Annotated in this window: 11 protein-coding genes; 1 reads left to right on the top strand and 10 read right to left on the bottom strand. The window is 61.2% G+C overall.

Annotated features, from left to right (window positions below; genetic code table 11):
* Positions 1–2 precede the first annotated feature (2 nt).
* Positions 3–1598: an FAD-binding oxidoreductase gene (locus DXT77_RS14350; RefSeq protein WP_119428076.1), complete on the bottom strand. Its 1596-nt coding sequence runs from the start codon at positions 1596–1598 to the stop codon at positions 3–5.
* Between the two features lie 211 nt (positions 1599–1809).
* Here DXT77_RS14350 and DXT77_RS14355 point away from each other — a divergent pair, with 211 nt between their 5' ends.
* Complete coding sequence (locus tag DXT77_RS14355) at positions 1810–2838, top strand: AraC family transcriptional regulator (RefSeq protein ID WP_119428077.1); 1029 nt, start codon at positions 1810–1812, stop codon at positions 2836–2838.
* Here DXT77_RS14355 and DXT77_RS14360 read toward each other — a convergent pair.
* The 9 genes from DXT77_RS14360 to DXT77_RS14400 all read right to left on the bottom strand — a co-directional run bounded on the left by DXT77_RS14360 (position 2835) and on the right by DXT77_RS14400 (position 12053).
* Positions 2835–3203 carry a glyoxalase superfamily protein gene (locus DXT77_RS14360; protein WP_114881352.1) on the bottom strand — a complete coding sequence of 123 codons (369 nt, stop codon included), beginning with the start codon at positions 3201–3203 and terminating at the stop codon, positions 2835–2837. The genes DXT77_RS14355 and DXT77_RS14360 overlap by 4 nt on opposite strands.
* Positions 3204–3320: 117 nt before the next feature.
* Positions 3321–4778, bottom strand: a complete 1458-nt coding sequence (locus tag DXT77_RS14365; RefSeq protein WP_119428078.1) for an amidohydrolase family protein — start codon at positions 4776–4778, stop codon at positions 3321–3323.
* Positions 4779–4803: 25 nt separating this feature from the next.
* Entirely contained in the window at positions 4804–5442 is a 639-nt protein-coding gene (locus tag DXT77_RS14370; protein ID WP_119428079.1) for a YdcF family protein, read from the bottom strand.
* A complete protein-coding gene (locus tag DXT77_RS14375) occupies positions 5439–6146 on the bottom strand; it encodes an HAD family phosphatase (RefSeq protein ID WP_119428080.1) in 708 nt (235 codons plus the stop codon). Before DXT77_RS14375 ends, DXT77_RS14370 begins: the two co-directional genes overlap by 4 nt.
* Positions 6112–7287: an MFS transporter gene (locus DXT77_RS14380; protein WP_119428081.1), complete on the bottom strand. Its 1176-nt coding sequence runs from the start codon at positions 7285–7287 to the stop codon at positions 6112–6114. Before DXT77_RS14380 ends, DXT77_RS14375 begins: the two co-directional genes overlap by 35 nt.
* A 64-nt stretch (positions 7288–7351) precedes the next feature.
* Entirely contained in the window at positions 7352–9073 is a 1722-nt protein-coding gene (locus tag DXT77_RS14385; RefSeq protein WP_119428082.1) for a carbamoyltransferase C-terminal domain-containing protein, read from the bottom strand.
* 420 nt (positions 9074–9493) lie between these two features.
* The gene (locus DXT77_RS14390) at positions 9494–10387 is read right to left on the bottom strand and encodes an NAD-dependent epimerase/dehydratase family protein (RefSeq protein WP_119428083.1); all 894 of its coding nucleotides are present in this window, start codon (positions 10385–10387) and stop codon (positions 9494–9496) included.
* A gap of 103 nt (positions 10388–10490) precedes the next feature.
* The gene (locus DXT77_RS14395) at positions 10491–11402 is read right to left on the bottom strand and encodes a LysR family transcriptional regulator (RefSeq protein WP_007953823.1); all 912 of its coding nucleotides are present in this window, start codon (positions 11400–11402) and stop codon (positions 10491–10493) included.
* Between the two features lie 60 nt (positions 11403–11462).
* Positions 11463–12053: an NAD(P)H-dependent oxidoreductase gene (locus tag DXT77_RS14400; RefSeq protein ID WP_119428084.1), complete on the bottom strand. Its 591-nt coding sequence runs from the start codon at positions 12051–12053 to the stop codon at positions 11463–11465.
* Positions 12054–12188 lie beyond the last annotated feature (135 nt).

Consider the following 12188-nt stretch of genomic DNA (forward strand, 5'->3'; position numbering starts at 1 on the left):
AGTCACTCCTGCAGCAGCGTGCCGGGGTTCAGGCGCCCGGCCGGGTCGAAGTGCCGGCTCAGCGCCTGCAAGGTGTCCATCGCCAGCGCGCCTTTCTCGCGTAACAGGTACGGCGCATGATCCTTGCCCACACCGTGCTGGTGGCTGATGGTGCCGTGGTTGTCGACGATGGTCTGGCTGGCCGCGTGTTTGAGGGCCTTCCAGCGGGCCAGCGTCGCGGGATAGTCCGCCGCCGGGCGAAATACGTAGGTGGTGTAGATGCTCGAGCCCTCGCCGTAGACGTGGGACAGATGCGTGAACACGTGCACGCGCTCCCCCTCCGCCGCCAAGGCATCCCGCAGACTGTTTTCGATCCGGTTGAGCAGGTTGTCGACGTTGCTCCAGTCGGTGGCGGTTTCGAGGGTGTCGACCACATAACCGGCGTTCCACAGGTTCTCCCGCAGATACGGAAAGCGAAAGCGGTTCTGCGCCCACTTCTTGCCGAGCAGCGTGCCGGTGAACACCCCACCGAACGCCTTCAGATGCTGACGGGCCTGAGTCAGGGACAACGCATTCTGCTTGCGATTGCCGGTCACGCCGAAGGTCAGCAGGCACTTGCCCTGCCCGGCGCCGCGCAGGCTCAGGTATTTTTCCAGCCAGACAATCTGCTGCGGATGGCCAGCCAGCGCCAGTTGGGTTTCGGTCTCTACCGCGTTGGACAGGCGCAGCATCGACAGCGGCACCCGCGCTTGCGCCAGTTGTTGAATGGCTTGCAGCGCCTTGCTCCAGCTGGGCAGAAACACGCCGTAGAAACGCTCATCGGCCGGCAACGCGCTGACCCGCACCTTGACCTCGGAAATGATCCCGAAACGCCCTTCGCAACCCAGCACCACTTCGCGCAGATCCGGGCCGGCCGCCGAGGCCGGGAAGGTTGGAATCTGCAGCGGCCCGGCAAAGGTTTCCAGGGTTCCGCCGGCGAACAGTTGCTCGATCCGCCCATAACGCAATGACTGCTGACCGCTGGAGCGACTGGCCACCCAACCACCCAGCGTCGACAGCTCCCACGACTGCGGGAAATGTCCCAGCGTGTAGCCTCGGGCGCGCAGTTGGCTTTCCACCTGCGGGCCACTGGCGCCGGGGCCGAAAGTCGCCAGCAGGCTTTGTTCATCGAGGTCGAGCAGACGATTCATCCGCGCCAGCGACACTGTCACCACAGGCCGTGCAGAGTCTGGCGGGTTGATGTGTCCGGCCACGGACGTGCCGCCGCCGTAGGGAATCAGGCACAGGTCCTGCGCCTGGGCGAGCGCCAGCAACTGGCGGATGTGTTCGGCGGTTTCCGGGAACGCCACGGCGTCGGGATAATTGCCCAGCGCGCCTTCACGCAATGCCAGCCAGTCCGGCAGGCTCTGGCCCCGGGCATGCAGCAGACGGTCATGGGCATTGATGCTGTACAACACGTGTTCAGGCAGCCGCGAGGCCGGCACCCGGGCCAGCGCCGCCTCCAGCGTTGCGTCGGGCAACGCGCGTCCCTCCCCCAGTCGCTCATGGAGAAACCTTGCGCCCTGGGCCGGCAGTTCGACCACCGTGGTTGCATCTCCCCAGCCGTTCCAGCGTCGCATGCGTGTGTCCTTCTGTGCAGTCTGATCAGTGAGATTTCAGGCCCTCATACTAGTCAGCCGGCCGAAAGTGTCACGGTCGCATCCGGCCAGTTCGAGTAGCCAATTGAGTCAAACGTCGCGCAAGCGTCAGCCATTTACTTTAGTCGTGGATTCAAATTACCTTTCAGGGCGCTCATCCGCCCGTGGCGGCCTCGATCAAGGGAATTCGGTCATGCAATCGCTCGGCTTCACCTCCGTTCCGCCACTGCTCAAGTACCTGCGTCATGCCGAACATCTGGGCCTGGCCATCGAGCCTGCGTTAGCGGCGGCCGGGTTGCAGGCGCAGCAGTTGAGCGACAACAGCCTGCGCCTGCCGGGTGAAACCCATGAACGGTTGCTCGACTACTTTTGCGAACACTCGGGCGATCCGCTGTTCGGCCTCAACGCGGCGAATTTCGTGCTGCCCAACTCCTGGAGCGTGCTGGGTTACATCACCATGAACTGCGCGACACTGGGCGATGCCATGAGCCGCATCATGCCGTTCGAAAAACTGGTGGGCGACATGGGCGTCAGCCGCGCCGAGGTGCAGGACAGCCACGTGCACCTGATCTGGAGCTGCCGCTTCGAACGCCCGCGGATCCGCCGGCATCTGGTGGAAAACGTGCTCGGCTCCTGGCTGCAATATGCACGCTGGATCGCCGACACCCAGTTGTCGCCGGCCGCCGTGTGGCTGGAGCATTCACGCCCGGCGGACACCACGCAGGAACAGTACGAACAGTTTTTTGAATGCCCGGTGCTGTTCGATCAGCCGTATTCAGCGCTGATCGTGCCGTTGCCGTATTTGCAGTTGCCGTTGCGCCAGGCCGATGCGCATTTGCTGCGCACGCTGGAGGAACACGCGCAAAGTCTGATGGCGACGCTGGAGGATGCGTCGCTGGAGCAGCGGGTCAAAAGCATCCTGCGCCAGTTGCTCAAGGAAGGTCTGCCGCGCAAGGAACAGGTGGCCGAACATCTCGCCGTCTCGGTGCGCACGCTGCAACGCCAGTTGCATCAGGCCGGCACCTCTTATCAACAGATTCTCGATGACTTGCGCCAGGAGCTGGCCGAGCATTACCTGCTCAACAGCACGTTGCCGATTCAGGACATTGCGCAGTATCTGGGCTTCACCGAACCACGCTCGTTTCACCGTACCTTCAAGAGTCGGCGCGGGATGCCGCCCGGTGAGTTTCGGCAGACTCACCGGGTAGCGAACGACAGCTAGAGGCTGATCGCGTTGGTGAACACCAGACGATTGCCGAACGGATCGGCGATGGTCATGTCCTGGCTGCCCCACGGCATGGCCTGAATCCCCGGGTGGGAGAACTTGTAGTTCTTGGCGATCAACTGCTGCTGGAAGGCCTCCAGCTCATCGGTCTCGATCCGCAGGGCCGAACCCGGTGTTGCATCGCCATGATGCTCGGACAGGTGCAGCACACATTCGCCCCGGGAGACTTGCAGATACAACGGGAAACCGGGTTCGAAACGATGCTGCCAATCGATCTTGAAACCGAGGAAGTCGACATAGAACTCCAAGGCCTTGGCTTCATCGAAAATCCGCAGGATCGGGGTGGTTTTGCCGAAGCTCATGGGGTGCTCCCTGACTGATTGGCCCCGCAGTGTAGCCGGGGTAGATGTCAGCAATTCGGCTTGGTGATGGCTTTCTTTAATCGCAATGTGCCATCACCGTGACGTAATCCGCGAAACTCAGTGAAAGTTGTCACGCAGATCACCCTCACGCGCCAGAAACCGCCCTGCCCTTTGCCCGTTGGCCTGCCCCTCGCGATAACTCAGCACGCCGTTGATCCACACGCCGTCGATGCCTTGCGCGGCACGTTGCGGGTCGCTGAAGTCCGCCACGTCATGCACGGTTGCCGGGTCGAACAACACCAGATCCGCCCAGTGTCCTTCGCGAATCTCGCCGCGCTCCTTCAAGCCGAAGCGCGCCGCCGACAGACCGGTCATCTTGTGCACGGCGGTATGCAGCGGAAACAGGCCGACGTCGCGACTGAAATGGCCGAGCACCCGTGGGAAAGCGCCCCACAGGCGCGGATGGGGGAACGGGTCTTCCGGCAGGCCGTCGGAGCCGACCATCGTCAGCGGATGGGCGAGGATCCGGCGCACGTCCTTCTCGTCCATGCCGTAATACACCGCACCCGCCGGTTGCAGGCGTCTGGCGGCATCGAGCAATGGCATCGTCCATTCGGCCGCGATGGCGGTCAGGTCGCGGCCGCTGACTTCCGGGTGAGGCGTCGACCAGGTGATGGTGATGCGGTGGGCGTCGGTGACCTGCTTCAGATCCAGCGTCGAAGAACTCGCCGCGTAGGGATAGCAATCACAGCCGACCGGGTGGGTTTTCGCCGCCTCTTCCAGCGACGCGAGCAACTGTGGGCTGCGTCCCCAGTTGCCCACGCCGGCACATTTGAGGTGGGAAACGATCACCGGCGAGCGGGCGTGGCGGCCGATGCGAAAGGCTTCATCCATGGCTTCCAGCACCGGTTCGAACTCACTGCGCAGATGAGTGGTGTACACGGCGCCGAACGCGTTCAATTCTTCAGTCAGTTGCATGACTTCATCGGTGGAAGCCGAGAACGCGCTCGCATACGCCAGCCCTGTGGATAAACCAAGGGCGCCCGCCTCCAGGCTTTCACGCAACTGCTCGCGCATCGCGGCGATTTCATCGTCGGTCGCCGTGCGAAACAGATCATCGAGGTGATTGCTGCGCAGCGCCGTGTGCCCCACCAGTGCCGCGACATTCAACGTGGTGTTGGCCGCTTCGACCGCCGCGCGGTAATCGCTGAAACGCGGATAGGCGAAGGCGGCGGCCGTGCCGAGCAGGTTCATCGGATCCGGTGGATCAGCCTTGAGACTGACCGGGGCCGCGCTGATGCCGCAGTTGCCGACAATCACCGTGGTCACGCCCTGGCTGAGCTTGGGCAGCATCTGCGGCTGGCGGATCACCACGGTGTCGTCGTGGGTGTGCACGTCGATGAAGCCCGGCGCCAGCACGCGGCCGGCGGCGTCGATCTCTTCGGTGGCACGGGCATCGCACAGATCGCCGATGCGCGCGATGCGGCCATCGAGGATTGCCACGTCAGCGGCGTAACCGGGAGTGTTGCTGCCGTCGATGACCAGGGCGTTGCGAATCAGTGTGTCGTACAACATGTCAGTCTCCGGCGGCAGCGCGGCGTCAGTGTCTGCCTTTGATCAAATGGTGATCGAATCCTTGTTCGATCAGGTAGCGCCAGGCTACCTCGACGTCCTCGGGAATCACCTGCTCGGCCTGAAAGCCCAGCGAAGGGTAAACCATGATCCGGTGGATATCCCCGACCATTTCGTCGATCAGCCCCAGGACCCCGATCAGATTGCTGACCTCCCCCGGAAAACCGAACGACGGCGCATCCACCCAGGCCTCAAGCCCTGGCCATTGAACGGGCAAAGTCAGCGCCACACGCCGGATCGAATTCGGCTTGGTCAGGAACGTCGCCCGGCGCACGTCCGGGAACAACTCCCTGGCAAACGCGATGTTCTCGGCGAAGTTGGTGGCGCGGGATTCGAGGGTGAACTGATCCGGCGAAACACCTTGAATCATGGCCCGTTGCGCAAAAATATCGGCTTCGGTGCGTTCCCACAAATGCTTCGTCCAGTTGCCGGTATTGCCAGTAAACAACAGATGCGGGGCGACGCCTTTTTTCAGCAACTGACAGGCGTAATCACAGACCCGAAGATCGTAGGAACCGCACACCACGATCAGCTCACAATCGCTGTGCTGGCGCCCTGCTCCGAGGAAATTCCACAGGACGGTCGCGTGTCGCAAGGTCGGTGTCATGAGCGTGCGAACCTCTGGGCAACCTGCCCGCTGATAAACAATCCACCGTCAGCATAGAGGTGTGCATCCACCCCGCCCTGGGAAACCGGGAGCGCCGTGAAATCCGCGTACGTACGCAGTGCTCCGTGAGCACTCAGCGTCGGGTCGTCGCCGATACCGATACACAACGCGCCGCTGCTGACCGCCGACTGCACACCGCTGACAGAGTCTTCGAAGACCAGGCATTCATCGCTCTGACGCTCCAGTCGCGAGGCGGCCAGGCGATAGGGATCGGGAGCCGGTTTGCCGCTGCGCACATCGTCGCGGCAGATGATGCAGTCGAAAACCGACGTCAGGTCATGTTGTTGCAAAACGTGGTCGACTCGCGCTCGCCAGCTGCTGGTCACCAACGCCAGCGGCACGCGCCCATTCAATCGGGCGATGAACGCAGCAACGCCCGGCACCAGCGCGCAGATCGAAACCTCTTCGATGGCATCGACTTCCTGCTTGATCACCACACGCTGCTGTTCGTCGAACTGACCAAACAGCGTCTGCAGGGTGTAACCGCCCGGGCGGCCATGAATGTGGTCGTCGATGAAGGCCTGATCGACCGTCACACCGTACTGGCGCGCCACCGTGGTCCAGGCCCGTTCGATGACCTGGCGCGACTGGATCAGCACGCCATCCATATCAAAGCAGACGGCTGTAAACGTTCGTTGTGTCATCGGTTGCACTTCGCATTTTCTGGTGAGCAATGAATGCCAGCACGGTCCCCATCAAGGCAAACAGCGCCATGACATACCAGGACCATTGTGGCTGCGTCTCGTACAGATACCCGGCAAAGGGTGTGGCCAGACCCATTGGCAAGGCAACTGCCAGCGAGTAATAGACCCCCTGGGTAAACACCTGGATATCCGCCGGGGCATGGTCACGAATGCAGCGCATGATTGCCGAGTGATACGCCGCAAAACTCAAGGCGTGCAGGCATTGCCCCAACAGGATCACCGGCACCGCATCGCTGTCGGAAAACAGCGCCCAGCGCGCCGCCGCGCAGACACTGGAAAACATCACGATGGACAACGGCGAACAGAACGACAGGACTTTGTTGGAGAACGCGAAATAAGTGATTTCCGCAATCACCGCCACTGACCAGAACACCCCGATGGCGGTTGAAGAGTAGCCCTTCACGCCCCAGCCGATCGACGCCGTGGAAAAGTACAGGGTGTGACTCAGCTGAATGAAACTGGCGGCGGCAATCGCGATCAGCAGGCCTTTCTGGGCAAACAGCGCCTTCCAGTCGGGGCGTTTCGTCACACGCCCGGGTGGTTGCAGAGGCGCCAGCGTGACCTGACGCTTCAGCCACAGGCACGCCAGCGCGGTGAGCAACATGCACGCGGCAATCACCACCGGCACCCACGACTGGCTGTACTGCGCAAACAGCAGGCCGCCAAGGGTCGATGTCAGGATAAAGGCCGAAGAGCCCACCGCGCGCACCCAGCCATAGTTCTGCAGGGCTTGTTTGTCACGCTTGAGCAGATAGGACTCGGACAGCGGCAACACCACCATCCACAGCCCGCCGAACAGAATGCTCAGGCACACGAATCCCCACAGGTGCACCGGCATGAAATAGAACAGCAACGTACACAACGCTGCCGAGAAACCGAGAAAAGCCGCGAGCCGAAGCTGGTCCACGCGCCAGTCGGCCACGTAGGTGATCAACACTCCGGTCACCACCTGGGGCCAATAGACCGCCGCGATCAGCAAGCCAATCTGGCTGGCGCTGAAACCCAGCGTATTCAGCCAGGTCGGCCAGAACGGATAGATGATCCCTTCTGCCGCAAAGAACCCGAAAAAGATCAGATACATGAATCAACCATACGCTCGATACTCCTGAGCAGGGCTCCAGCGGAGCCCTGTAACCATCCTTCCGTTATTCGAAGCGTTGCTGGGTGAAGCTGTTTTTGCCTTTACGCCAGACAATCAACGACTCACTCATCACCACCAGATCGACCATCCCTTCTTTCAGCGCATCCAGTGCATCCTGTGGTGAGCACACGATCGGCTCTTCGTGTCGGTTGAACGAAGTGTTGATCAACGCAGCCTGACCGGTTCGCTCATGCCAGGCATTCAGCAGGCGATGCATGAACCCATCGCGCTCCGGGCGAATGATCTGCGGCCGCGCCGTGCCGTCGATGTGCACGACTGCCGGACTGGCCTCGCTGAACTGCGGATGACAATCGTAGGTCATGGTCATGGTGTCTGCCGCGACTTGACCCTCATCCCAGCCGACGTAGCAGGCCGCGGCCTGTTCAATGGCGGTGACCGGGCCGAACGGCATGAACTCGGTGCGGTGCATGCGTTTGTTCAGCCAGTCGTTCACTTCGCTATCCTGCGCGTGATAGACGATGCTGCGGTTGCACAGTGAGCGCGGGCCGAACTCCATCTTGCCCTTGAACATGCCCAGCACCTGGTTTTCCATCAGTGCGTCGGTCAGCACGTCGATGATGTTCGACGGGGTGTGATAACCGAGCTCGGGATAGTCGCGATGGATCAGGTTGATGTTCTGCGAAACGCTGCGCGCCTCCGGGCCGAGGGTCATTACCGGGTTCTTGAAGCGGGTACCGTTCTCCAGATACGCCGCCCCGACAGCCGCCGCCAGTGCCAGCCCGCCATCGCCCATGCATGGCAGCACGTAGACGTTTTTCACCCCGGGAATCTCGCGCAGGCGCTGGTTGAGTTTGACGTTGCCAAACACGCCGCCGGCCAGGCACAGGTTGGTGCTGCCGCGTTGTTCCAGATGATGTTTGACGACCGCCACCAGCAAGTCTTCGGAATGGCGCTGCACGGCGGCGGCGATGTCCTCGGGGGTTTCCCGGGAGAACAGGGTTTCCAGTGATTCGCTGTAGTTGTTGTAGGACGGCACGAACAGGTCGCCGCAACTCGCCTTGATGCGCCCGTCTTCGAAACGGATCATCTGCTGCATCACCCCCAGCAGCTTCTGCGGATCGCCGAACGCGGCCAGGCCCGTGACCTTGCCTTCATGCCGGTTGGGTTTGTAGCCCAGCAAATGGGTGATCCGGCCGTAGAAGTAACCCAGGCTGTCGATGCTGGTTTCGCGTTGCAACACCGTGGTTTCGGTCGGGCTGTACCAGGTCACGGTCAAGGACTGGAAGTCACCGCGCCCGTCACAGGTCAGGGTCAAGGCTTCATCGAACGGCGAGCAGACATAAGCACCAAGGGCATGGCATTCATGGTGATCGATGTAATACGCCTTGCCGGCCAGGCCATTGGCGAAAATGTACTGGTCGAATTCGGCGCGCTTCTCTTTGTCGTTGCGGACCTCATCGGTGACACGCTGGCGGAACTGCGCCAGGCCTTCGGCGTTGTTCCGGACCTCTTCGACAATCCGGTCGAAATACAGCTCCAGGTGTTTATCGGCGTTGAAACCGGCATTCCATCCGTAAGCCACGTAGTCGAGATCTTCCAGCGACACGCCAGCCTGGCTCAACACAAACTCGATGGATTTGGCGGGCCAGATCTTGTGGTCCTTGATCCGGGTGAAACGCTCTTCGCTGACTGCCGAGAGAATCTGACCATCGCGTACCAGGCAAGCGCCCGACAAATCGTTATTGGTAATGCCCAAAATGACCATAACTACTCCTTGTTCTTGCCAATTTCGCGGATGAGTTTGCCCGTGACCGAAGAGCGCAATGCTCCGGCCAGGGCGCTTGGCGCCGTGTCATGAACCGTGAGGAGGCGAAGTCGTCTGGTTCGCCCGGGATATGCCTTTACGTGCAGGCAGCAGAGGTGCGTATTGCCATCGCAAATTCCTTTTTGCAGAAAAATTCCACGGGCGTTACCCACCGACCCGGCCTCATGGCCAGACAACCAGTGGGTGCCCGCTATCCTACAAACCGGCCAGTTGCGTTGGCCATGTCTGTGCGGGGATCAGACTAGTAGGAAATGTCTGAACGTTTCGATGAGCCTCGACACTCTGTCCTTCTTTTCCGGGGCATAAAAAAAACCTGTGGGAGCCAGTTGGCTCCCACAGGTTCAAGTGTGGTGTGTGGGCTCACACCATTTCGTTGCGAATCCAATCAACCACCGACGTACGCTTCGGCGCCCAGCCCAGCAGTTCGCGGGCGTGTTTGCCGCGTACCCGGCTGTTGGAGCCGAGGCCGTAGTTGGCCATTTCGTAGCCCCACTCGGCTTCGGCGTCTTTCAGCGGCCAGTCCTGCGGTTCGCTCAGATTCAGGGCCTGGGCCATGGCGGTGGTCATATCGATGAACGACGCTTCGCCGCTTTCGACGAAGTAGAACGTACCCGGGACGTTCTTGGTCAGGGCCAGCAGGTACAGCGCCACCACGTCTTCGATGTGCACGTTGGACCAGATGTTCTGGCCAGTACCGACGTGACGCACTACGCCGCTTTTGCGTGCCTGTTTCAGCAGGCGCGGCAGTTGCACGCTGTCGCGATTGACACCCAGGCTGTGGCCGTAGATCAGGGTGTTGCAGATGACGGCCGAGTTCACGCCATCCTTCGCTGCCGCGAGGATCAGGTTGTCGATGGCCACCCGTGCGACTTTGTCGACAGTCGGCTCCGGCAGGTTGTCTTCGAAGTAGATGACGTCGCTGGATTTGCCGCCCGAGGCATCGCCGACGATGCTCGAACCGCTGGTGTGCAGGAACACTTTGTTCGAGCCGCGCAGGGCATCGAGCAAGGCTTCGACCGCGCCGCGGTGGTCGCTGCTGGCAGCGTTGATCACCGCGTCGGCGGCGCGAGCCTGTTCGGTCAGCAGTGCCTTGTCGTCAAGGGTGCCGATCACCGGGGTGATGCCCAGTGCTTTCAGCTCATTGGCCTGTTCAGCGCTGCGCACCAGACCGGTGACGGTGTGGCCGGCCTGGACCAGACCGGTGGCGATGGAGCCGCCGATAAAACCGGCAGCGCCGGTAACGAATACGTTCATGGAGAAACTCCCTGCGTGAATAAGTGATGCAGCGAGTATCGACCGCCGGGGCCGGTGGAAAAACCCGCCCACAACCAAATCACTGTTGCGCAGGGGGCACGAATCAGCCCTTGAAATCGGCGCTGGCGTAAGCCGCCAGTTTGCTCTGGATGAAATCCAGGAAGCACTGGATGCGCAGCGCCAGCTGCGAGTTGCGGTAGTACACCGCGTTGATCGGCTGGCGATAACCGCTGTTGAATTCCGCCAGCAACACCTTGAGGCGCCCGGCACGGATGTCGTCGATGGTCATGAAATGCGAGAGGCAGGCGATGCCCTGCCCTTCCAGCGCCAGATGCCGGACCGTCTCACCGCTGGAGGCGCTGATCGCCGGGGTGATCGGCCAACGGTCGCCGTGCACGTAACGCAGCGGCCACTGGTTGAGGCCTTCGTTCTGGGTGAAGCCGAGCAAGGTGTGTTCGCTCAGATCGGCAACCTGGAGCGGCGCACCGTGTTTTTCCAGATAGGCAGGACTGGCGACAATCAGCAACGGACTGCAGCCCAGCGACCGGGCATGCAACGTCGAATCGGCAAGGGTGCCGATGCGAATGGCGACGTCGGTGCTTTGTTCCAGCAGGTCAATGATCAGGTCGTTGCTGTTGAGTTCGAGCTGAATGTCCGGGTACAGACGCCGGAATTCGTCGATGTACGGCACGATGGCGTGGAGCATGAACGGCGAGGCGGCGTTGATGCGCAGCCGTCCTGATGGCGTCTGTTGACGTGAAGAAAGACGCTCTTCGAGTTGATCCATCTGGTCGAGGATCAGCTTGGCCTGTTCGAAGAAATACTTGCCCTCCTCGGTCAGGTCCATGCGTCGTGTGGTGCGGTTGATCAGCGTGGTGTCGAGCTTGGCTTCCAGCCGCGACAGCGTGCGGCTGACCGCCGACGGCGTCTGCCCGACCTGCTCGGCGGCGGCGGAAATCGAACCGCATTCGATCACGCAGACGAAAATCTGCAACTCATCGGATCTGGCTTTCACGGGTGTCCTCGAATCGAAAGGCCTGCTGCACAGGCTCAGGCCTTCGATAGTAGCCGAGCGTCAGGCCTTGAGGCCAAACACCTCGCTCAGATGCTGCTCGTAACGCGCCACGTCGGCTTCGATGTTCGGGCGTTTCATCACGTCCACACAGAGGAAGGTCGGCAGGCCGGTCATGCCGAGGAACTGGTTAGCCTTGTGGAACGGGAAGTAAACAGCGTCCACACCTTTGGCTTCGAAGAAGTCAGTCGGATCATCGAACGCCTGCTGCGGAGCGTTCCAGGTCAGCGACAGCATGTATTGCTTGCCCTGGATCAGACCGCCGCTGCCGTACTTCTGCGAGGAGTCGGAACGGGTGCGGCCATCGCTGGCGTACAGGCTGCCGTGGCCTTCGGTGAAGACTTCGTCGATGTACTTTTTCACGGTCCACGGCGCGCCCATCCACCAGCCCGGCATCTGATAAATGATCACGTCGGCCCAGAGGAATTTGGCGACTTCTTCGGCGATGTCGTAACCCTCGTCAATGAAGGTGGTCTTGACGTCGACACCGCCGCGATCCAGCACGCTCAGCGCCGCTTCGTGCAGGGTGGTGTTGTAGCGACCGTCGGAGTGGGCGAATTTTTTGCCGCCGTTGAGCAACAGTACTTTTTTCATGAGACAGCCTCGATCGGATGCCGATGCACAGCGCAAAGCGCCGGATGGACAAGGGGAGAAATTGGATGGCGGCAGATTAACGATGCGCCTCGCGCGGAATAAGCCGCGGTTGCGCAAAATTCATTTGAGTAAAAC

Source organism: Pseudomonas sp. 91RF, assembly GCF_003576265.1.
Classification (GTDB): Bacteria; Pseudomonadota; Gammaproteobacteria; order Pseudomonadales; family Pseudomonadaceae; genus Aquipseudomonas; species Aquipseudomonas kribbensis.

Excerpts from the sequence above, each read along its gene's own strand:
- DXT77_RS14350 (WP_119428076.1), bottom strand. The coding sequence starts at position 1,598 with ATGCGACGCTGGAACGGCTGGGGAGATGCAACCACGGTGGTCGAACTG.
- DXT77_RS14355 (WP_119428077.1), top strand. The coding sequence starts at position 1,810 with ATGCAATCGCTCGGCTTCACCTCCGTTCCGCCACTGCTCAAGTACCTG.
- DXT77_RS14360 (WP_114881352.1), bottom strand. The coding sequence starts at position 3,203 with ATGAGCTTCGGCAAAACCACCCCGATCCTGCGGATTTTCGATGAAGCC.
- DXT77_RS14365 (WP_119428078.1), bottom strand. The coding sequence starts at position 4,778 with ATGTTGTACGACACACTGATTCGCAACGCCCTGGTCATCGACGGCAGC.
- DXT77_RS14370 (WP_119428079.1), bottom strand. The coding sequence starts at position 5,442 with ATGACACCGACCTTGCGACACGCGACCGTCCTGTGGAATTTCCTCGGA.
- DXT77_RS14375 (WP_119428080.1), bottom strand. The coding sequence starts at position 6,146 with ATGACACAACGAACGTTTACAGCCGTCTGCTTTGATATGGATGGCGTG.
- DXT77_RS14380 (WP_119428081.1), bottom strand. The coding sequence starts at position 7,287 with ATGTATCTGATCTTTTTCGGGTTCTTTGCGGCAGAAGGGATCATCTAT.
- DXT77_RS14385 (WP_119428082.1), bottom strand. The coding sequence starts at position 9,073 with ATGGTCATTTTGGGCATTACCAATAACGATTTGTCGGGCGCTTGCCTG.
- DXT77_RS14390 (WP_119428083.1), bottom strand. The coding sequence starts at position 10,387 with ATGAACGTATTCGTTACCGGCGCTGCCGGTTTTATCGGCGGCTCCATC.
- DXT77_RS14400 (WP_119428084.1), bottom strand. The coding sequence starts at position 12,053 with ATGAAAAAAGTACTGTTGCTCAACGGCGGCAAAAAATTCGCCCACTCC.